The organism is Ensifer sp. GW823-FHT05D09 (assembly GCF_058795755.1).
In genome coordinates this window covers 110,715-131,778 of sequence record NZ_JBXAIA010000006.1, presented here as the reverse complement: position 1 = coordinate 131,778, position 21,064 = coordinate 110,715, and the positions used below count along the sequence as shown (strand labels likewise).

General features: G+C 63.4%; 21 protein-coding genes. 17 read left to right on the top strand and 4 right to left on the bottom strand.

The genetic code is table 11. The annotated features are described in order from the left end of the window. The first annotated feature begins 15 nt into the window (after positions 1-15). The 8 genes from odhB (at position 16) to AC1Q80_RS18320 (ending at position 6,187) form a co-directional block, all read left to right on the top strand. On the top strand, positions 16-1,254 hold the full coding sequence (gene odhB, locus AC1Q80_RS18355; protein WP_492361400.1) for a 2-oxoglutarate dehydrogenase complex dihydrolipoyllysine-residue succinyltransferase: 1,239 nt from the start codon (positions 16-18) through the stop codon (positions 1,252-1,254). A gap of 81 nt (positions 1,255-1,335) precedes the next feature. Further along, a complete protein-coding gene (locus AC1Q80_RS18350; protein WP_173418264.1) occupies positions 1,336-1,725 on the top strand; it encodes an MAPEG family protein in 390 nt (129 codons plus the stop codon). A 75-nt stretch (positions 1,726-1,800) separates the two neighbouring features. Continuing rightward, the gene (locus tag AC1Q80_RS18345; RefSeq protein ID WP_492361399.1) at positions 1,801-2,226 is read left to right on the top strand and encodes a VOC family protein; all 426 of its coding nucleotides are present in this window, start codon (positions 1,801-1,803) and stop codon (positions 2,224-2,226) included. Further along, positions 2,223-2,864, top strand: coding sequence for a LysE family translocator (locus tag AC1Q80_RS18340; RefSeq protein WP_209790467.1), 642 nt, complete (start codon positions 2,223-2,225; stop codon positions 2,862-2,864). Before AC1Q80_RS18345 ends, AC1Q80_RS18340 begins: the two co-directional genes overlap by 4 nt. A 2-nt stretch (positions 2,865-2,866) precedes the next feature. Beyond that, positions 2,867-3,370 (top strand): hypothetical protein, encoded by a 504-nt coding sequence (locus AC1Q80_RS18335; protein ID WP_492361398.1) that lies wholly within the window; start codon positions 2,867-2,869, stop codon positions 3,368-3,370. Beyond that, positions 3,367-4,119, top strand: a complete 753-nt coding sequence (locus tag AC1Q80_RS18330; RefSeq protein WP_492361397.1) for an SDR family oxidoreductase — start codon at positions 3,367-3,369, stop codon at positions 4,117-4,119. Before AC1Q80_RS18335 ends, AC1Q80_RS18330 begins: the two co-directional genes overlap by 4 nt. A gap of 25 nt (positions 4,120-4,144) precedes the next feature. Next, a complete protein-coding gene (gene lpdA / locus AC1Q80_RS18325; protein ID WP_209790469.1) occupies positions 4,145-5,551 on the top strand; it encodes a dihydrolipoyl dehydrogenase in 1,407 nt (468 codons plus the stop codon). Positions 5,552-5,707: 156 nt separating this feature from the next. Next, a complete protein-coding gene (locus AC1Q80_RS18320) occupies positions 5,708-6,187 on the top strand; it encodes a DUF2867 domain-containing protein (RefSeq protein ID WP_492361396.1) in 480 nt (159 codons plus the stop codon). A gap of 5 nt (positions 6,188-6,192) precedes the next feature. Here the strand turns inward: AC1Q80_RS18320 and AC1Q80_RS18315 are convergent, their stop codons facing one another. After that, on the bottom strand, positions 6,193-6,789 hold the full coding sequence (locus tag AC1Q80_RS18315; protein ID WP_492361395.1) for a TetR/AcrR family transcriptional regulator: 597 nt from the start codon (positions 6,787-6,789) through the stop codon (positions 6,193-6,195). Positions 6,790-6,913: 124 nt separating this feature from the next. Here AC1Q80_RS18315 and AC1Q80_RS18310 point away from each other — a divergent pair, with 124 nt between their 5' ends. Then, the gene (locus AC1Q80_RS18310) at positions 6,914-8,152 is read left to right on the top strand and encodes an MFS transporter (RefSeq protein ID WP_492361394.1); all 1,239 of its coding nucleotides are present in this window, start codon (positions 6,914-6,916) and stop codon (positions 8,150-8,152) included. 36 nt (positions 8,153-8,188) lie between these two features. Here the strand turns inward: AC1Q80_RS18310 and AC1Q80_RS18305 are convergent, their stop codons facing one another. Beyond that, entirely contained in the window at positions 8,189-9,268 is a 1,080-nt protein-coding gene (locus tag AC1Q80_RS18305; protein WP_492361393.1) for a TraB/GumN family protein, read from the bottom strand. 131 nt (positions 9,269-9,399) lie between these two features. Next, positions 9,400-10,335, bottom strand: coding sequence for a tyrosine recombinase XerC (locus AC1Q80_RS18300; protein ID WP_492361392.1), 936 nt, complete (start codon positions 10,333-10,335; stop codon positions 9,400-9,402). Positions 10,336-10,469: 134 nt separating this feature from the next. On the opposite strand from AC1Q80_RS18300, the gene AC1Q80_RS18295 reads away from it, so the two are divergent. Both AC1Q80_RS18295 and AC1Q80_RS18290 read left to right on the top strand, forming a co-directional pair. Further along, entirely contained in the window at positions 10,470-11,393 is a 924-nt protein-coding gene (locus AC1Q80_RS18295; RefSeq protein WP_492361506.1) for a GNAT family N-acetyltransferase, read from the top strand. Between the two features lie 40 nt (positions 11,394-11,433). Continuing rightward, positions 11,434-12,570, top strand: coding sequence for an AAA family ATPase (locus AC1Q80_RS18290; RefSeq protein WP_492361391.1), 1,137 nt, complete (start codon positions 11,434-11,436; stop codon positions 12,568-12,570). 49 nt (positions 12,571-12,619) lie between these two features. On the opposite strand, the gene fsa is transcribed toward AC1Q80_RS18290, so the two are convergent. After that, positions 12,620-13,273 carry a fructose-6-phosphate aldolase gene (gene fsa / locus AC1Q80_RS18285; protein WP_173418252.1) on the bottom strand — a complete coding sequence of 218 codons (654 nt, stop codon included), beginning with the start codon at positions 13,271-13,273 and terminating at the stop codon, positions 12,620-12,622. A gap of 178 nt (positions 13,274-13,451) precedes the next feature. Between fsa and AC1Q80_RS18280 the strand changes: the two genes are divergently transcribed. From AC1Q80_RS18280 to atpD, 6 genes are all read left to right on the top strand, one after another. Further along, positions 13,452-15,656, top strand: a complete 2,205-nt coding sequence (locus tag AC1Q80_RS18280; RefSeq protein WP_492361390.1) for a primosomal protein N' — start codon at positions 13,452-13,454, stop codon at positions 15,654-15,656. A gap of 131 nt (positions 15,657-15,787) precedes the next feature. Next, the gene (locus AC1Q80_RS18275) at positions 15,788-16,174 is read left to right on the top strand and encodes an AGROH133_08824 family phage infection protein (protein WP_173418250.1); all 387 of its coding nucleotides are present in this window, start codon (positions 15,788-15,790) and stop codon (positions 16,172-16,174) included. Between the two features lie 257 nt (positions 16,175-16,431). After that, the gene (locus AC1Q80_RS18270; RefSeq protein ID WP_173418249.1) at positions 16,432-16,998 is read left to right on the top strand and encodes a F0F1 ATP synthase subunit delta; all 567 of its coding nucleotides are present in this window, start codon (positions 16,432-16,434) and stop codon (positions 16,996-16,998) included. After that, entirely contained in the window at positions 16,998-18,527 is a 1,530-nt protein-coding gene (gene atpA, locus AC1Q80_RS18265) for a F0F1 ATP synthase subunit alpha (protein WP_057255020.1), read from the top strand. Before AC1Q80_RS18270 ends, atpA begins: the two co-directional genes overlap by 1 nt. A gap of 27 nt (positions 18,528-18,554) precedes the next feature. Then, on the top strand, positions 18,555-19,436 hold the full coding sequence (locus AC1Q80_RS18260) for a F0F1 ATP synthase subunit gamma (RefSeq protein ID WP_173418248.1): 882 nt from the start codon (positions 18,555-18,557) through the stop codon (positions 19,434-19,436). A 24-nt stretch (positions 19,437-19,460) separates the two neighbouring features. Continuing rightward, positions 19,461-20,975, top strand: a complete 1,515-nt coding sequence (atpD, locus tag AC1Q80_RS18255) for a F0F1 ATP synthase subunit beta (protein WP_492361389.1) — start codon at positions 19,461-19,463, stop codon at positions 20,973-20,975. Positions 20,976-21,064 lie beyond the last annotated feature (89 nt).

The window sequence follows — 21,064 nt, the reverse complement described above, 5'->3', positions numbered from 1 at the left end:
AACGGAACAAAAATCATGGCAACAGAAATCCGCGTTCCCACCCTTGGCGAATCCGTCAGTGAAGCGACCGTCGGCACCTGGTTCAAGAAGGTCGGCGATGCCATCAAGGCAGACGAGCCGCTGCTCGAACTGGAAACCGACAAGGTAACGATCGAAGTTCCGGCACCTTCGGCCGGCGTTCTCACCGAAATCGTTGCCCAGGCCGGCGAGACCGTCGGTCTCGGCGCGCTGCTCGGCCAGATCGCCGCCGGCGCTGGCGCTGCTGCCGCCGCTCCGGCTGCCGCTGCCGAAAAGAAGGCCGAGCCGGCTGCCGCTCCGGTTGCCCAGCCCGCCGCTGCTGCGGCGGCTGCCGCCTCCTCGATGCCGCCGGCGCCGTCCGCCGGCAAGCTGCTTGCCGAAAACAACCTCTCCGCCGACCAGGTCGACGGTTCGGGCAAGCGCGGCCAGGTCTTGAAGGGTGACGTGCTTGCTGCCGTCGCCAAGGGCATTTCGGCACCGGCCGCTTCCGAACCGGTCAAGGTCCAGGCCCGTGCGCCGTCGACCACCGAAGACGTCGTTCGCGAAGAGCGCGTCAAGATGACCCGCCTGCGCCAGACGATCGCCCGCCGCCTCAAGGACGCGCAGAACACTGCCGCCATGCTCACCACCTACAACGAGGTGGACATGAGCGCGGTCATGAGCCTGCGCAACCGCTACAAGGACATCTTCGAGAAGAAGCATGGCGTGAAGCTCGGCTTCATGGGCTTCTTCACCAAGGCCGTCACCCACGCGCTGAAGGAAATCCCGGCCGTAAACGCCGAGATCGACGGCACCGACGTCATCTACAAGAACTTCTGCCACATCGGCGTCGCCGTCGGCACGGACAAGGGCCTTGTCGTTCCGGTCGTTCGCGATGCCGACCAGATGTCGATCGCCGAGATCGAGAAGGACATCGGCCGTCTGGGCAAGCTTGCTCGTGATGGTCAGCTGTCGATGGCCGACATGCAGGGCGGCACCTTCACCATCTCCAACGGTGGCGTCTACGGTTCGCTGATGTCCTCGCCGATCCTGAATGCGCCGCAGTCGGGCATCCTCGGCATGCACAAGATCCAGGACCGTCCCGTTGTCGTCGGCGGTCAGATCGTCATCCGTCCGATGATGTATCTGGCGCTGTCCTATGACCACCGCATGGTCGACGGCAAGGAAGCGGTTACCTTCCTCGTCCGCGTCAAGGACAGCCTCGAGGATCCGGAACGTCTGGTTCTCGACCTCTAAGGGCTCGATCTCTAAGACAATGGCGGGGGCGCAATCGCAGCCCCCGCTTCTTTCTCGGGCTCGTTCATTCCGGATCGCACGATGTCGCTGGAACTGACCTATCTGCTCTGGAGCGCTGTGCTCGCCATCGTCTATGTGATGGCGCAGGCGGGCGCCTATCGGCTGCAGAACGGCATCATCGAGGCCGATACCAACCGAGATGTGACGTCCGAGCCGAACGTCTTTACGGGGCGGGCCACAAGGGCACTGCGCAACTTCCATGAGACCTATCCGGTCTTCATCGCGCTTGCCGTGGTGATCGAGCTTTCGGGCCGGAGCGATGCGCTGACCCAGTGGGGCGCGATGCTCTGGTTCTGGGCAAGGGTTGCCTATCTGCCGATCTATATCGGCGGTCTCGGCCTCACTCGCTCGGCCGTGTGGACGGTGTCCGCCGCCGGGCTGGTACTGATGCTGGCAGGCATTCTTGCCTAACTAGTTTTTATGCATTTCCTGACGGAAAACCGCTTCGCACTTTTCCTGGAAATGCTCTGGACGGAGACGCACGACATGGCATTCGGGACCGACGTACCGCCCATCCAGGCCCATATCTGCGTCAGGGACGGGCTGGCGGCCATCGCCTTCTACGAGAAGGCCTTCGGCGCGGTGAACACCTTTCACCAGATGGCGGAAGACGGCCAGCGGGTGATGCACGCCAACCTCGCGCTGTTTCGCGGCGAAGTGATGCTGCATGATGAGTTTCCCGAATTCGGCGGCAGCGTGCTGTCGCCGCTGACCATCGGCGGCACTGGCGTGGCGATCAGCGTCAACCTGCCCGAAGCCGTCGATGTCGATGCGGCCTATGCGCGGGCGACGGCAGCCGGGGCATCGACAGTGCTGGAGCCGCAGGATACGTTCTGGCAGGCGCGGTATGCGCGCATCAAGGATCCCTTCGGCCACGTCTGGGCCTTCAACGCACCGGTCGCACACTCATGAGCCAATATCTTCTCGAACTCGCATCGCTGATGGCGATCTTCTCCTTCGCCATCGTCTCGCCCGGCGCCGATCTGGCGATGGTCATGCGCCAATCGATCGTCCATGGCCGCCGCCCGGCGATCATCACGTCGTTCGGCATCGGCACCTCGCTGATGTTCCACGTCACCTACACGATCCTCGGGCTCGGGCTGATCATTTCGCAGTCGATCTACCTGTTCAACATCGTCAAATGGTGCGGCGTCGCTTACCTGATCTATATCGGCATCAAGGCGCTCAGGGCCGGACAGACGGAGATTTCCGTTGATGCCGCCCCATCGGGCGAGCCGGCGAAGAGCCAGTCCGCGGTCAAGGCCTTCGGTCTCGGCTTTGCCGCCAACGCGCTCAATCCGAAGCCGGTGTTCTTCTTCCTGTCGATCTTCTCGACTGTCGTTCATGCCCACACGCCGATCATGATCAAGTTCGGCTACGGCCTTGTCATGGCGACCTGTCTGATCGCGTGGTTCGTTGGCGTCAGCCTGTTCATGACCACGCCGCGCATGCGAGCCGCCTTCACCCGCGCCAGCAAGTGGATCGACCGCGCCAGCGGCCTGGTCTTCATCGCGCTCGGCGTCAAGCTCGCGACGGAGAAGGCTGCCTGATCATGGTCATTGCCCGTTCCCTGATCGTTGCTGTACTTGGCGCCGTGACTGCCACGCCGGCGCTTGGCGCGGAATGCAGCCAGGCGCGCGCCATCTATGGCGATCGCGACGGGGGATACGAGCTGCGCTTCGAGCCGGTGGGATCGGAAAGTGCGGTGACGAGCAATCATTTCAAGATCGCGGTGCTGAAACCGGGCCTGCTGCTCGATGGCGTTGTCATGCCCACAGGCGAACCGGAGCGCGCCACCGGCATCGTCATGCACAATTGCCCTACCGGCGACGTCACCGGCGAGGAGCTTCGTGCCTGCACCGTCTGGCAGGGGCCGGTCTATTCCGTCGACAAGGCCGGCGCGATCACTGAGATCCCGCCCGAAACCGCGCCGGCGGCACACCAGATCCTTTTGCCCGATTTTGGTCCCGCCCTTCGCGCTTCAAGCGCCTGGGGCAAGGGCAAGGCCGAGACGGACAGCTGGGACGCCTTCACCCTCAAGGGGTGCGCCGCATGAGGGAAGCGCCCGTCGTTCTCGTCACCGGCGGCAGCCGCGGCATCGGGGCAGCCGTCTGCCTTGGCGCTGCCAAAGCCGGCTGGTCCGTCGTCGTCAACTACGCATCGAACGCTCAAGCCGCCGACGCGGTCGTCGCCGCGATCAGGCAGGGCGGTGGCTCGGCGATCGCGGTCAAGGGCGACGTCGGGTCCGACGCGGATATCAAGTCGATCTTCGCCGCCGCCGACAAGGCCTTCGGCCGGCTCGATGGGCTGGTCAACAATGCCGGCATCGTCGGCCCGACCCAGCGCGTCGACGAAATGTCGGTCGAGCGGCTCGAGCGGATGTTCCGCATCAACGTCACCGGTTCCATCCTCTGCGCAGGTGAGGCGGTTCGACGGATGTCGACGCGCCATGGTGGCAAGGGTGGAGTCATCGTCAATATCTCGTCGGTCGCAGCCGAACTCGGCTCGCCGGCGCAATATGTCGACTATGCTGCCTCCAAGGGCGCGATCGACACATTCACGATCGGTCTTGCGCGCGAAGTCGCCAACGAAGGCGTGCGCGTCAATGCGGTTCGCCCAGGGATCATCGATACCGAAATCCACGCGTCCGGCGGTCTGCCGGACCGGGCACGCGATCTCGCGTCAACCATCCCCGTCCAGCGACCCGGCACGGCCGAGGAAGTGGCGGATGCGGTTCTTTACCTCCTGTCCGATAAGGCGACTTACGTGACGGGAGCCATTCTCAATGTCAGCGGCGGACGGTAACCGTCCCTGAAGGAAGGATAATCCAATGGCTTATGATCTTATCGTTATCGGCAGCGGCCCGGGCGGCTATGTCTGCGCTATCAAGGCGGCCCAGCTCGGCCTGAAGGTCGGCGTCGTCGAAAAGCGCGCCACCTATGGCGGCACCTGCCTCAACATCGGCTGCATCCCGTCGAAGGCGCTGCTGCACGCTTCGGAAATGTTCCACCAGGCCGGCCATGGTCTGGATGCGCTCGGCGTCGAAGTCGCAGCCCCGAAGCTCAACCTCGGAAAGATGATGGCGCACAAGGACGCGACCGTTAAGGCCAACGTCGAGGGCGTTTCCTTCCTGTTCAAGAAGAACAAGATCGACGGCATCCAGGGCACCGGCAAGGTGCTTGGCCAGGGTAAGGTCTCGGTGACCAACGACAAGGGCGAGGAACAGATCCTCGAAACCAAGAACATCGTCATCGCCACCGGCTCCGACGTTGCGGGCATTCCGGGCGTGCAGGTCGATATCGACGAAAAGGTGATCATCTCGTCGACCGGCGGCATTGCGCTCGAAAAGGTTCCGGCGAACATGATCGTCGTCGGCGGCGGTGTCATCGGTCTCGAACTCGGCTCGGTCTGGGCCCGTCTCGGTGCCAAGGTGACCGTGGTCGAATATCTCGACGCGATCCTCGGCGGCATGGACGGCGAAGTCTCCAAGCAGTTCCAGCGCATGCTGGCCAAGCAGGGCATGGAGTTCAAGCTCGGCGCCAAGGTGACCGGCGTCGTCAAGGACGGCAAGGGCGCCAAGGTGACGTTCGAACCGGTCAAGGGTGGTGACGCCGTCACGCTCGACGCCGACGTCGTTTTGATCGCCACCGGCCGCAAGCCTTACACCGAAGGCCTCGGCCTTGCCGAAGCCGGCGTCGTCATGGACCCGCGCGGCCGCGTCGAGATCGACAATCACTTCCAGACGAGCGTGACCGGCATCTATGCCATCGGCGACGTCGTGCGCGGGCCGATGCTGGCGCACAAGGCCGAAGACGAAGGCGTTGCTGTTGCCGAAATCCTCGCGGGCCAGGCCGGCCACGTGAACTATGACGTCATCCCCGGCGTCGTCTACACCCAGCCGGAAGTGGCTTCCGTCGGCAAGACCGAGGAAGAGCTGAAGGCTGCGGGCATTGCCTACAAGGTCGGCAAGTTCCCGTTCACCGCCAACGGCCGCGCGCGGGCGATGCAGGCGACCGACGGTTTCGTCAAGATCCTCGCCGACAAGGAAACCGACCGGGTTCTCGGCGGCCACATCGTCGGCTTCGGCGCCGGCGAGATGATCCACGAGATTGCCGTGCTGATGGAATTCGGCGGCTCGTCGGAAGATCTCGGCCGTACTTGCCACGCACACCCGACCATGTCGGAAGCGGTCAAGGAAGCGGCGCTGTCGACCTTCTTCAAGCCGATCCATATGTGACGATTTGGCAGGGGGCTGCGACAAGCGGCCCCCTGTTCCGCGCCTTCATTCGGCGCGATCATCGACCCCATGGGCATGCGACCGAAAACCGTCGCTCTCAGCCATTGCGTAATCCCGGACCTTTCCTGGAACTGCTTGCTGCCGCCACGAGGGATCATGAAACCTAGACCCACCACCGTTGTTCTGCCGAGCCCGCATCTGCCGGATGCCGATTGGGCCGATCGCTTCGAGCTTGCCCTCAACGGAAAAGGGCTGACGGCTGTTGAAGCGGCCGAGCGCTCGCTTGGAAATTCGCCCGGTTGGGTCAGCGCCCTGCTCAAGCTTCGCAACCGGGTGGTATCTCTGGTCGGCCTGAAGACTGAAGCGCCCTTTCCGGGCAAGTATGGCCTGATCGGCCCGTTCCCGGTGCTGTCGCGAAACGACGACGAGGTCGTGCTCGGCTTCAACGACGCTCATCTCGATTTTCGCATCGTCGTTGATGTCAGGGCTGGGTCGGCCGTCAACCAGATCGTCGGCATGACGACGCTGATCAGGCGCCACAACACGCTTGGGCGCGTTTACCTGGCGGCAGTCATGCCGTTTCACAAAGTGATCGTGCCGACGATGCTGGCGGGTGCGGCAGGCCGCCAGGATTGAGAGCATCAGCTTTGGCCGGGGGCTTTCAATCCGGACAGTAGCAGATCGAGATTGGCGATGGCCCTGGCGAGGCGCGGGGCCGGATCATCCGCCTCGACAATCCAGAGTGCCGCATCGACAAGGGCGCCGTTGATCATGTGCGCCAGCGTCTCGGCGTCCCCCCCGCGGACCACGCCATCTGCCATCATCACCGCAAGCCTTGCGGTCAGTGAGATATGGCACGCGCGCCTGCTTGTCTCCAGATAGTCAGACCCGAGGAATGTCGGAGCGTCCTTCAGGACAATCCTCTGAATGTCAGGTTCGAGTGCCGTCTCGAGATAGAGCCGGCATCGCCCGACGAAGCCGGCCCAACGGTCCGGCGTCGCGGATGCGGCGTTGAGCCTTTCATCGATCTCGGCGTCCATGGCGGAAACCACGGCGCGCAGCAGGCCCTTCTTGTCGCCGAAATGATGATGAAGCGCGCCGCGTGTCAGGCCCGCCGTGGCCGTCAGGTCGTCCATCGAGGTGTCGGCGTAGCCTAGCCGGCCGAAGGCTTCGCGCGCGGCGGCAACCAGCTTGCCTCGCGTTTCCTCGATCATTTCGCTGCGCGCCCGCCGTGCCATTGCTCATCCCCCAGTTTGCATACGTCCCGTATGTCAATTGACATGCGAAGCGTATGTGAATATCTCTCGCATACATCGCGTATGTCAATACTGGCGCCGGTCACGGCGCTTCGCTGGAGTTTTCATGGCAAACCCTTATGGACAGATCTTCGCTGTTCCCGGCACGACCGGCTTCACGCTGGCGGGCCTGATTTCGCGCCTGCCATTGTCGATGATGGCGATCGGCATCATCACCATGCTGGCCCAGGCGCGCGGGTCCTATGGTCTCGCCGGCGGCGTCGCGGCGGTCTTCACGCTGGCCTTGGCCCTCGTGGCGCCGCAGGTTTCACGGCTTGTCGATCGGTTTGGCCAAGGTCGCGTCCTGCCGATTGCTGCTGCGCTCAGCATCCTTGGCACCGCAGGTCTGCTGATCGCAACCCATTGGAAAGCGCCGGATTGGACGCTGTTCGCCTTCGCGCTCGTCGCCGGTTCCGCACCCAGCATGTCGGCCATGACCCGGGCGCGATGGAGCGAGATCTACCGCGGTCGTCCCGAACTGAAGACGGCATTCTCACTGGAATCGGTGTTCGATGAAGTGTGTTTCATCGTCGGTCCGCCCATTGCGGTGGGTCTCAGCGTCGGGTTGTTCCCGGAGGCAGGCCCCCTTGCCGCAGCGGTATGTCTTGCCATCGGCGTTACGGCGTTCGTGCTGCAGAAAGGCACCGAGCCGCCGGTCCGCCCACCCGAAACCATCGTCGCGGGTTCAGCGCTTCGTTATCCCGCCTTGCATGTCCTGATCCTGGCGCTTGCCGGCATGGGCGTGATCGTCGGTACGATCGACGTCGTCAGCGTCGCTTTTGCCGAAGCGGATGGCCAGCCGGCTGCAGCGAGCGTGGTACTTTCCCTCTACGCGCTTGGCTCCTGCATCGCCGGCCTCACCTTCGGTGCCGTCAGGATCGGCTTGCCGCTGCCGAAGCTCTTTCTGATCGGCGCGGGGATGACGGCCGCCAGCACCTTGCCCTTGTTGCTTGTCGGTGGCGTCACCAGCCTTGCCGTCATGATGTTCCTGTCCGGCGTGTTCTTCGCGCCGACGATGATCGTCGCTTTGAGCATGGGGGAGATGGTGGTGCCGCCGGCCAAGCTGACCGAAGGGCTGACCTGGCTGACGACGGGCCTTGGGATCGGGGTTGCCGCGGGTGCGGCCGCAGCCGGCGCGGTGGTGGCGCGCTTCGGGGTGCAGGCCGGCTTTGTCATCGCCGTTGCAGCTGGTGCCCTGATCCTTGTCGCGGCACTCTCCGGCTATCGTCGTCTGTCGAGGATCGAGGCTGCTCATGTCCCGGAGGCAGACGTCGCGCTGGATTCTCGCGCCAGCGTCGGCGCCTGAGATCGATGGCCGGCAGGCACTACCGGCCAAATTGCCTCAGTTGGCGCGGGTGACGGAGAAACCCTGGCGCTTGAGCAGTTCGACCAGGCCTTCGTCGCCGGCAAGATGCAGGGCGCCGACCGCCATGAAGGCGTTGCCGCGGCCGAGGATCGGCTCGGCGCGGGTCGCCATCGTCTTGTTGCGGTCGATGATGATGCGCTGTTCGAAGTCGGCGTAGCTGGCGTCCTCGCTGGCCACATCCTCGGACACGGCCTTCATCATCGGCATGATCATGCCGGTGTCGCCGGAAAGGTAGAGATCGGTGGTGGTGGCAAGCACGTCGTCGATGGTCTTGCCGAGCGCCAATGTCTCGATGAGGGCGCGCAGGTGCAGTTCCGTCGGCAGCGAATCCATCGCGGCCAGCTGTTCCACAAGGCTTTCAAGCCCCTTCAGCGTCTTGCCCTGGCTGACGGCGTCTTCGGCGAGCTTCTTGTCGAGGAACGAGGCGCCGGCGGCCTTGCGGGTCATCTCGCAGGCCGGCAGCGCCACGAAGCTCGCAATCATCCACGGCTTCATCTTGGCGACCAGCGTCAGCGGGATGCCGCGCGCCTTGAGGCCCTGTTCGAGCTGCGCGCGCTCGTCTGCATCGAGGAAATCGTTGATGGTCTTGTTGTCGGCAAACATGGTGAGGTCCGGGCGCATCAGGATCGCGGCGGCCGACTTCTTTTCATCGATGATCTCATCCGATTCGACGATGACGGTCGTGGCCGTGGCAAAGGCTTCCGAAGCGCCTTCGGGCATGGCGAGCACGCGCGGGTCGGTCACGTGCATGGTGCCGAGCAGCCAGGAGGGCGCGATGCCGTCCTTCTCGATCTTCCAGAAAATGCCTTTGCCGTTGGGGATGGCGTCCGCTTCCGCCTTCAGCCTGGCGAGTTTCGCGGGATCGGTTTTCTCGAAGCCGGCAATGAGGTTCGTGCCGCCACAGACGGTGTCCGTTGCCGCCGCAGCATCCGAGACCGAAACGATCGCCGCAATGAGGCTTGCCGCGAGCAGCAGATGGATGAGCGAGATCAGCCAGAGGGCGATATCGGCGGCCCTGGCCGCGAGCTGACGGACGGGCTTGGCGATCGAATACATGATCACTTCCTAATTATATGCCGAGTTCTGCGGACCCTACGCTTCGTCGGTCACGGCTTCCTTAATGGACATGGTTAATGCGCGTCTCTGCCCAAATTCAGGCGCTGGCCAAATTCAGTCGCGGGCCAAAATCAGGCACGGGGGTGTGCCCGGTCGTAGATCTCCAGGAGCCGTGTTGAATCGACGCCTGTGTAGACCTGGGTGGTCGACAGGCTGGCATGGCCGAGCAGTTCCTGGATCGTCCTGAGATCGCCGCCGCCGGCAAGCAGATGGGTGGCAAAGGAGTGGCGCAGCGCGTGCGGCGTCGCCGTGTCCGGCAGGCCGAGTGCGCCGCGCAGCTTCTGCATCTCGCGCTGAATGATCGCCGGTTGAAGTTTTGCTCCACGGGTGCCGCGGAACATCGGCTGGTCAGCGCCGGCATGATAGGGGCAAAGCCTGAGATAGGTCGCGACCGCGTCGCGCGCGACGGTCATCAGCGGCACGATGCGGGTCTTGCCGCCCTTGCCGGTGATGCGCAGCGACGTTGGCGTTCCGGCGAAGTCGCCTGGGGTCAGATCCAGCGCTTCGGAAATGCGCAGGCCGCAGCCATAGAGCAGCGTCAGCACGGCGGCGTTGCGCGCGGCCACCCACGGCTCCTCGGCAAGCTGCGCATCCTGCGTCACGACATTGAGCGCCTCACGGTCCGTCAGTGGCTTCGGCAGGGATTTCGGTTGCTTCGGTGAACGGATGGCGGCGGCACCGGCGGCATTGGCAAGGCCGTTGCGTTCGAGATAGCGAAGGAACGAGCGCAAGCCGGCAAGGCCGCGCCCGAGCGTGCGTGCGCCGGCGCCGCCCTTGCGACGCTGGGCGAGGAAACCGCGGAGGTCGGCGGGCCGCAATGTGCTGATGTCGGAAAGACGCGGAGGGCCGGCGAGATGGCCGGTGAGAAATGTCAGGAATTGCCGCGTGTCGCGCTCATAGGCATCGACCGTGTTGTCGGACAGGCGACGCTCCTGCAGCAGCCCTTGCAGCCATCGCTGGCGCTCTGCAAGCAGGTCCGGATGGCCGATGACGATGAGCTCGTTCATTGTCGCTTTCCAAGATGGTCGGTCATCGACAATGCCCTTGCGCCTCTTATGTTTTTGCTAACGCACGCTTGGAATCTGTCATCCCTAGATCATATTGAATTGCGATGTTCAGCCGCAAAGAATCGGGTGAGGCCATGGCGGGACGGGCGGCGGTGAACGGGATCGCGCATTATGCTGAAGTGATTGCCCTGGTCTCGCAAGGGCAGCCCGGCCACATCGTCGATACCCTTATTGCCGAGCGTGGCCAACGGATCGTCAGGAGCCCGATGTGGCCCGTTATCCGGCCCTTTCTCTACACGCTTCTCAACTATCGAAAGGCGCTGGAATTCGCCGATGCCGTTGCCAACGTGCCGGGGTTTCAGGCTTTCGAACATCTGAGTTCACTCCTATCGCTCGACATGCGCGTCGACCGGCCGGAGCGCATTCCTGACAAGGGCGGGTTCCTGCTGGTCAGCAATCACCCGACCGGCATTGCCGACGGCATCGCCGTCTTCGATCTCCTCAAAGACCGGCGACCGGACATGATGTTCTTTGCCAATCGCGACGCGATCCGCGTCAATCCGCGCTTCGTCGAGATGGTCATCCCGGTGGAATGGCGCGAGGAGCACAAGAGCAAGCTGAAGGCCCGCGAAACGCTGGAGGTCACCAACCGGGCGATCGGCGAAGGCAAGGCGACGGTGCTGTTTCCTTCAGGCCGTATCGCCTACTGGGCCGACGGCCGGCTGAACGAGCGACCCTGGAAGACGTCGGCTGTGGGGTTCGCGCGCAAATACGGCCTTCCGATCCTGCCGGTGCACATCAGCGCACGCAATTCCGGCCTGTTCTACTGGTTTGCCAAGTGGTCGACCGAGCTGCGCGACATGACGGTGTTTCACGAGCTGCTCAACAAGAAGGGCGACCTCTTCGATTTCCGCATCGGCAATCTCATCGCGCCCGAGGCTCTTGATGGTGACGCAGTCGAGGTGACGAAGGCCCTGGAACGGCACACGGTGTCTGATCTGGCACGCGACGCCGATGCCGCGTTTCGGCCGGTGGCACGCGCGTCCGTCGCCGCCTGATCCCTTCATGTCACTGAGGGAATAGGCTAAAGCAACAGCCATGCTGCTTCGCTCGATGTTTGCCGAAAATTACCGCTCGCTGAAGTCGATCCGCATGGATCTGACCGGCGTCAACCTGTTCATCGGCGAGAACGGGGTGGGCAAGTCCAACCTCTACCGGGCGCTGCAACTGGTGCAGGCCGCCGTGCGCGGCAGCCTTGCCCATGAGATCGCCCGGGAAGGGGGCATGTCCTCGGCGCTCTGGAGCGGCCGCAGGCGCGCCGACAAGCCGGCGCGTATCCGGCTTGAGACGGAGCTGATGGATGAGGAGCGCGCCATCACCTTCCGCTACCGGATCGAGGCGGGATTGCGCCCACCGCTCGCTTCGGCAGGTTTCGCCTTCGAACCGCAGGTCAAGGAGGAGGAGCTGAGCGTCGAGACCGGGCGGCGGCCGGTGACGATGATGAAACGCTCCGGTCCCGGCATCTTCGTGCGCGGCGAGCGCGGACGCATGGAAGACTATCCCGAACAGGCGCTGCAATCGGAGACGGCGATCGCGCTCTTGGGCGATGCCGGGCATTATCCCGAGATCGGCACCTTCCGCCGGGCCGTCGATCAGTGGCGGTTCTTTCACGGCTTTCGCACCGATCGCGATTCGCCGCTGCGGCTGCCGTGCCTGGCGGTCACGGCGCCGATGCTCGACGAGGACGGCACCAACATGGCCGCGGTATTTGCGACGCTGCGGCACACGCGGCAAGATACGGTCGATCTCGATCGCGCCATCGCCGATGCGTTCGGCGGGGCTCATCTCGAGGTTCCCGATCCCGGCCAGTTCGCCGAGTTCTCACTGGTTTTCCCGGACTTCCCGCAGCGGCCGTTTTCGGCGCGCGAGCTGTCCGATGGGCAGATGCGGTTCCTGGCGCTGGCCGCTGCGCTGTTGTCCTATCGTCGCCCGCCCTTCATTGCGCTCAACGAGCCGGAAACCAGCCTGCATCCGGATATGTTGCCGGCACTCGCCGACATGATCGCCAGTGCTGCGCGCGACAGCCAGATCTGGATCGTCACCCATTCCGAGCGCTTGGCCGAGGCCATCCGCGAGCGCTGCGGCGCTCGTGCGCGCCGGGTGATCCGCAAGGACAGCGCCACCTGGATCGACGGCATGCGGCTGACCGGCCTGATGGACGACGATGACGCATAAAAAAGGCCCCGCATCGCTGCGGAGCCCTCGAATGTCTATCGCGGAAAAATCAGGCGATCTTCTGGCCGGTCTTCGCCCAGTCGGCGAGGAAGGTTTCGAGGCCCTTGTCGGTCAGCGGGTGCTTGACCAGTGCCTTCAGCGTCGCCGGCGGCGCGGTGATGACGTCAGCGCCGATGAGGGCGGCTTCCTTGACGTGGTTCACGGTGCGGATCGAGGCCGCGAGGATTTCGGTCTCGAAGCCGTAGTTGTCGAAGATGTGGCGGATTTCGCGGATCAGGTCCATGCCGTCGAACGCGATGTCGTCGAGGCGGCCGACGAAGGGCGAAACGAAGGTCGCGCCGGCCTTGGCGGCGAGCAGTGCCTGGTTGGCCGAGAAGCACAGTGTCACGTTGGTCTGGTGACCGTCCGACGTCAGCGCCTTGCAAGCCTTGAGGCCGTCGAGAGTCAGCGGCAGCTTGATGCAGATGTTGTCGGCGATCTTCGACAGAACGGCCGCTTCCTTCATCATCTCGGCATATTCGGTCGCGGTCACTTCGGCCGAAACCGGGCCTTCGACGATGCCGCAGATTTCCTTGGTGACTTCGGTGATGTCACGGCCCGACTTGAGGATCAGCGAAGGGTTGGTGGTGACGCCGTCGAGGAGGCCGAGATCGTTCAGCTCGCGGATTTCCTTGACGTCGGCGGTATCAACGAAAAATTTCATGGGGTCACTCCCTTGGGGCACGATTGCCGTTCGGGCGCATATCTACCGGGAGGAATTCCTTTGGCAGAGATCGCGCGCGTTGAAACTCTGGTGGAACCGTGAGAAACCCTGCGCCGGCAAGGCTGCGGTTCGCAGCGCAGTTTTCTTTAACCGAAACACGTGGCAAGGTCACGGCAAAATGACTCGCGATTCAACCGATTTATTCGGGCCTGTTTCCGCCCGTCGCGTCGTTCCAGTTCTGGTGCCGATGCCGGCGTCGAAGGCCTATTCCTACGCGGTGCCGGATGGCATAGCGGTCGAGCCCGGCTCGATCGTTCAGGTGCCGCTCGGCCCCCGCCTGGTCGTGGGCGTCGTCTGGGATGGCGACGACGACAGCAGCGTCGATCCGAAGAAGCTGAAGTCGATCGCGAAGGTCTTCGACTGCCCGCCTTTGACGCCCGACATGCGCACATTCCTCGACTGGGTCGCGACCTACACGGTGACGCCGCCGGGGCTGGTCGCGCGCATGGCGCTGCGTGCTCCCGCCGCCTTCGATCCTGAACCGATGGTGGAGGCACTGCGGCTGACCGACATGCGGCCGGAGCGCATGACGACGGCGCGCGAGCGTGTGATTGCGGCTGCCGGCGACGGTTTTGCCTGGACTCGCTCAGGCCTGGCGCACGCGGCCGGCGCCTCGTCGAGCGTCATCGACGGTCTCGCCCAGCAGGGCGTGTTCGAGACCGTGTTCATGGCGCCGCCGCCCGTGGTGGCGCCGCCCGATCCCGAGTTCACCGCCCCCAGGCTCGAAGGGCCGCAGAAGGATGCGGCCGCCGATCTTTTGGCTGCCGTCGAACAGGGCGGGTTTTCGGTCTCGCTGATCGACGGCATCACCGGCTCGGGCAAGACCGAGGTCTATTTCGAGGCGATTGCGGCGACGCTTCGCGCCGGCAAGCAGGTGTTGATCCTGCTTCCCGAAATCGCCTTGACCGCGAGCTTCCTCGAGCGCTTCCAGGACCGCTTCGGCTCCAAGCCGGCCGAATGGCACTCGGACCTTGCGCCCAGAACGCGCGAAAAAGTCTGGCGGCAGGTGACGATGGGCACGGTGCGCGTGGTCGCCGGCGCCCGCTCGGCGCTGTTTCTCCCCTTCGAGGAACTGGGTCTCATCATCGTCGATGAGGAACACGACCCGGCCTACAAGCAGGAGGACCGGGTGTTCTACAATGCCCGCGACATGGCGGTCGTGCGCGGGCGCATTACCGGCTTTCCGGTCGTTCTGGTTTCGGCGACGCCTTCGGTCGAAAGCCGGGTCAATGGCGAGGTCGGGCGCTACAAGCCGATCCATCTGCCCACACGTTTTGGCGATGCGGCGCTGCCGCGGCTCGGCGTCGTCGACATGCGCCAGCACCCGCCGGCCCGCGGCGGGTTCCTTTCGCCTGTGCTCATCAACCAGATCGGCAAGGCGGTCGAGCGTCGCGAGCAGGCGCTGTTGTTTCTCAACCGGCGCGGTTATGCGCCGCTGACGCTCTGCCGCGTCTGTGGTCATCGCTTCCAGTGCCCGGATTGTTCGAGCTGGCTGGTCGAGCATCGCTTCCGCGGCCAGATCCAGTGCCACCATTGCGGCTATGCGGAAAAGACACCCGAGGCCTGTCCGGAATGCGGCACCTTCGATCACCTCGTTGCCTGCGGCCCGGGGGTCGAACGCATCGCCGAAGAAGTGGAGCGCCATTTTCCGGAGGCCCGCACGATCGTGCTTTCCTCCGACCTGATGGGCGTCAAGCGGCTGCGGCTGGAGCTGGAGGCGATTGCGCGCGGCGAAGCCGATATCGTCATCGGCACGCAGCTCGTCGCCAAGGGCCACAATTTCCCGCTGATGACGCTGGTCGGCATCATCGACGCGGATCTCGGGCTTGCCAATGGCGATCCGCGCGCGGCCGAGCGCACGTTCCAGCTGTTGTCGCAGGTGACCGGACGTGCCGGCCGAACCGGCCTGAAGAGCCTCGGCCTGTTGCAGACCTACCAGCCGCAGCACCCGGTGATGCAGGCGATCGTCTCGGGCGACGCCGATGCCTTCTACGACCGCGAGATCGCCGAGCGCGAGAAGGCGCTGCTGCCGCCGTTCGGCCGGCTGGCGTCGTTGATCGTGTCGGCCGACACCCGTCAAGATGCCGAGACACACGCCCGCGGACTTCGCAGTGCCGCGCCGCGTACGGACGGCATTTCGATCCTCGGCCCGGCCGAGGCGCCACTGGCTTTGATCCGCGGACGTCACCGCTTCCGGCTCCTGGTGCACGGGCGGCGCAACAGCGACATGCAGGCCTTCGTCAAGGCGATGATTGCGGCAGGCCCGAAGGAGCGCGGCTCGATCAGCGTCCAGCTCGATATCGATCCCCAGAGTTTCCTGTAATCGCGGTGGTTAACGAAACGTGGACGATTCACAACCGCTGCGACTTGCGCTAGAGGTCTGAGACGCGTCGCGCCAAGGCAAGGACCTCACGGCGAGGCGATCGAGATCGGCGCTCATCTGCGGGAACGGGCATGGAGTTCTACATTCCGACGGAAACCGGCGAGTTTCTCGCCTTCTGTGCGGCGGCGGCAGCGGCGCTGATCGGCGTCGTCATGCTGTTTGCGCCGCGCCTTACCTTTCGCGCCGTTGGCATCGGTATTACCGAGGGTCGCCGCGGGGGGCTCGCCGAGGCGCGTTCGACCATGGGCGGCATGCATGCCGGCCTTGGCCTTGCCGCCATCCTGCTCGCGCAGCCGATGGTCTATCTCGCCGTCGGTGCCGCTTTTGCGCTTGCCGCTTTCGGTCGGATCCTGTCGATGATGAGCGACAACGGCGCCACGCTTTGGAACTGGGTGGCACTTCTGGTGCAGGCCGCCCTTGCCATTCTTCCGCTCGCCTATGTGTTTGGAATGATCTGACTGCCGCCCCCGCGTTTTCGCGATTCACATCCTCAGGAACGAATTTACGGCAAAATTCGGCCAAACCGGGTCGACTTATGCCGCATTCCTGCCGTTCGCGTGTTGCGAGTCCAAACTTCCTATGCTAGACGAACCGCGAATTGCGGGGGAAGTGGGTCGCCAGGCCTCGATAGCCCGCAAATTATTGCAGCAAATTCAGGACGTTAAGTTGACGGCTCGCCGCCACTCCCGTTCTTGGATGAAATTGAGAGAAGCTTGTGCCCGTGGCAGACACATCCCAGCTTATTTCCGGTGTTGCAGAAAGGTATGCGTCCTCGCTTTTTGACCTCGCTCTCGAAGCGGGTTCCGTCGAGGCGGTCGGTGCGGATCTGACCCGCGTCCAGGCCCTGATCGACGGCAGCGATGACCTTAAGCGGCTGATCGTAAGCCCCGTCTTTTCTGCTGACGACCAGTTCAAGGCCATTTCGGCGATCGTCGCCAAGGCCGGTATTTCTGGTCTCGTCGGTAACTTCCTCAAGGTCGTTGCGCGCAATCGCCGCCTGTTTACGCTGCCAGGCATGATCAAGGCCTTCCGCCTGATCGCCGCGCGTCACCGGGGTGAAATTTCTGCCGATGTTACGTCGGCCCATGCGCTCACCGCAGCGCAGGAAAACGAATTGAAGGCGACGCTCAAGAGCGTCACCGGCAAAGACGTGGCGGTCAACGTCACCGTCGACCCGTCTATTCTTGGAGGTCTGATCGTCAAGGTTGGGTCCCGCCAGATTGACACTTCCCTTCGCACCAAACTCTCTACCCTTAAGCTTGCACTGAAAGAGGTCGGCTGATGGATATCCGCGCCGCGGAAATTTCCGCAATTCTTAAAGATCAGATCAAAAATTTCGGCCAGGAAGCAGAAGTCTCCGAAGTCGGTCAGGTGCTTTCCGTCGGTGACGGTATTGCCCGCGTCTACGGCCTCGACAATGTTCAGGCAGGCGAGATGGTCGAATTCCCGGGTGGAATTCGAGGCATGGCGCTGAACCTCGAAGCCGACAACGTCGGCGTCGTTATTTTCGGTTCTGACCGTGACATCAAGGAAGGCGACACCGTTAAGCGGACCGGCGCCATCGTGGACGTTCCGGTTGGTCCGGAACTGCTCGGCCGCGTCGTCGACGCGCTCGGCAACCCGATCGACGGCAAGGGCCCGATCAACGCAAAGCAGCGCTCGCGCGTTGACGTCAAGGCTCCTGGTATCATTCCGCGCAAGTCGGTGCATGAGCCGATGTCGACCGGCCTCAAGGCCATCGACGCCCTCATCCCGGTTGGCCGTGGCCAGCGCGAGCTCGTCATCGGCGACCGCCAGACCGGCAAGACCGCGATCATTCTCGACACGATTCTCAACCAGAAGGCCATTCACGACAATGGTCCGGAAGGTGACAAGCTGTATTGCGTCTACGTCGCAATCGGCCAGAAGCGTTCGACGGTTGCCCAGTTCGTGAAGGTTCTGGAAGAGCGTGGCGCTCTGCAGTACTCGATCATCGTTGCTGCTACCGCATCCGACCCGGCTCCGATGCAGTACCTCGCACCGTTCGCCGGTTGCGCGATGGGCGAATACTTCCGTGACAACGGCAAGCATGCCCTCATCGGCTACGACGACCTGTCGAAGCAGGCTGTTTCCTACCGTCAGATGTCGCTCCTGCTGCGCCGCCCGCCGGGCCGCGAAGCTTACCCGGGCGACGTTTTCTACCTGCACTCCCGCCTGCTCGAGCGCGCTGCAAAGCTCTCGGACGACAATGGCGCCGGTTCGCTGACGGCTCTGCCGGTCATCGAAACGCAGGGCAACGACGTTTCCGCGTTCATTCCGACCAACGTGATCTCGATCACCGACGGCCAGATCTTCCTTGAAACCGACCTGTTCTACCAGGGCATCCGTCCGGCCGTTAACGTCGGTCTGTCGGTTTCGCGCGTCGGTTCCGCTGCGCAGATCAAGGCGATGAAGCAGGTTGCCGGCTCGATCAAGGGTGAACTCGCTCAGTACCGCGAAATGGCGGCCTTTGCGCAGTTCGGCTCGGACCTCGATGCCGCTACCCAGCGTCTGTTGAACCGCGGTGCACGCCTGACCGAACTCCTGAAGCAGCCGCAGTTCTCGCCGCTGAAGACGGAAGAGCAGGTCGCTGTGATCTTCGCTGGCGTCAACGGTTACCTCGACAAGCTGCCGGTCAACCAGGTTGGCAAGTTCGAGCAGGGCCTGCTTTCGTACATGCGTTCGGAAGGCAAGGATATCCTGGAAACCATCCGCAAGGACAAGGCGATCTCCGACGACGTCAAGGGCAAGCTGAAGGCTGCAATCGACAGCTTCGCCAAGTCTTTCGCCTGAGCGGATTTCATTTAGGACGGATAACGGATGCCTTCACTTAAGGATCTGAAGAACCGGATCGCCTCCGTCAAGGCGACGCAGAAGATCACCAAGGCGATGAAAATGGTCGCCGCGGCGAAGCTTCGGCGTGCGCAGGAGGCGGCCGAGGCCGCCCGGCCTTACTCGCAGCGCATGGCTGCCGTTCTCGCCAACATCGCTCAGGCGGTTGGCGCGGACGACGGTGCACCTGCGCTGATGACGGGCACCGGCAAGGACGACACGCACCTGCTGGTCGTCTGCACGGCTGAACGCGGCCTTTGCGGCGGCTTCAACTCGCAGATCGCCCGCCACGCTCGCGACCACGTTCGCAAGCTGCTTGCCGCTGGCAAGACGGTGAAGATCATCTGCGTCGGCAAGAAGGGCTTCGATATTCTGCGTCGCGAATACGCGTCGCTGATCATCGACCGTGTCGACCTGCGTGAGGTCAAGAAGATCGGCTTCCAGAACGCCGACCAGATTGGCCACAAGGTCATCGCGCTCTTTGAAAAGGGCGAGTTCGATGTCTGCACGCTGTTCTATTCTGAGTTCAAGTCCGTTATCGCCCAGATTCCGACGGCACAGCAGCTGATCCCCGCTTCGGCCGGCCCGGTCGCAGTGGAAGCATCGGATGCTTCGGCCGTCTACGAATATGAGCCGGACGCGGGCGCGATCCTGAGCGATCTCATTCCGCGCAACATTTCCGTGCAGATCTTCCGGGCCCTGCTCGAGAACGTCGCCGGCGAAATGGGCGCAAAGATGAGCGCGATGGACAATGCAACGCGCAATGCTGGTGACATGATCAACAAGCTGACGCTGAGCTACAACCGTCAGCGCCAGGCTCAGATCACCAAGGAACTCATTGAAATCATCTCGGGCGCGGAAGCGCTCTAAGGTTACGAGAAGAGGGTAAGGATTATGGCTAAGGCAGCTACCCCGAAAGAAACCGCAGCGGCGAAGAAGCCGGCTGCACCGAGGAAGGCAGCTTCCGCCAAGACCGCAGTTGCGGCAGCTGGCGCTGTCGGTCGCGTAACGCAGGTCATCGGCGCCGTCGTCGACGTTGCGTTCGAAGAAGGCCAGCTTCCGCTGATCCTGAACGCACTGGAAACCGACAACAACGGTAACCGCCTCGTTCTCGAAGTCGCGCAGCACCTCGGCGAAAACGCCGTCCGCACGATCGCCATGGACTCGACCGAAGGTCTCGTCCGCGGTCAGCCGGTCACCGACACCGGTGCACCGATCACGGTACCGGTTGGCGACGAAACGCTCGGCCGCATCATGAACGTCATCGGCGAGCCGGTCGACGAAGCTGGTCCGCTGGTTACGTCGGGCAAGCGCGCCATCCACCAGGACGCTCCGTCCTACGTCGAGCAGTCGACGGAAGCGCAGATCCTCGTCACCGGCATCAAGGTCGTCGACCTTCTCGCGCCTTACGCAAAGGGCGGCAAGATCGGCCTCTTCGGCGGCGCCGGCGTCGGCAAGACCGTTCTCATCATGGAACTGATCAACAACGTCGCCAAGGCGCACGGTGGTTACTCGGTGTTCGCAGGCGTGGGTGAACGTACCCGCGAAGGCAACGACCTCTACCACGAAATGATCGAGTCCGGCGTTAACAAGCACGGCGGCGGCGAAGGCTCCAAGGCTGCGCTCGTATACGGCCAGATGAACGAACCGCCGGGCGCCCGCGCTCGCGTCGCTCTGACCGGTCTGACGATCGCTGAAGACTTCCGCGACAAGGGTCAGGACGTTCTGTTCTTCGTCGACAACATCTTCCGCTTCACCCAGGCAGGTTCCGAAGTGTCGGCTCTGCTCGGCCGTATTCCGTCGGCCGTGGGCTACCAGCCGACGCTGGCGACCGACATGGGTCAGATGCAGGAACGCATCACCACGACGAACAAGGGTTCGATCACCTCGGTTCAGGCCATTTACGTTCCGGCCGACGACTTGACCGACCCGGCGCCGGCTACCTCGTTCGCCCACCTGGACGCAACGACGGTTCTGTCGCGCTCGATCGCCGAAAAGGGCATCTATCCGGCCGTTGACCCGCTCGACTCCACGTCGCGCATGCTCGACCCGATGATCGTAGGCGAAGAGCACTACGAGATTTCGCGCAAGGTCCAGACGACCCTGCAGCGTTACAAGTCTCTCCAGGACATCATCGCCATCCTCGGCATGGACGAACTGTCGGAAGAAGACAAGCTGGCGGTTGCCCGCGCTCGTAAGATCGAACGCTTCCTGTCGCAGCCGTTCTTCGTGGCCGAAGTCTTCACCGGTTCGCCGGGCAAGCTGGTCGCTCTCGAAGACACGATCAAGGGCTTCAAGGGCCTCGTCAACGGCGACTACGACCATCTTCCGGAAGCCGCCTTCTACATGGTCGGCTCGATCGAAGAAGCGGTCGAAAAGGCCAAGAAGCTGGCTGCTGAAGCCGCTTGATAGCACTGTTAAGCCTCGGCGCAGCGATGCGCCGAGGCTTTCATCCTGCGTTCCGCCCGGTGCGGAGCAGGGAAGACATGCACAGCCTG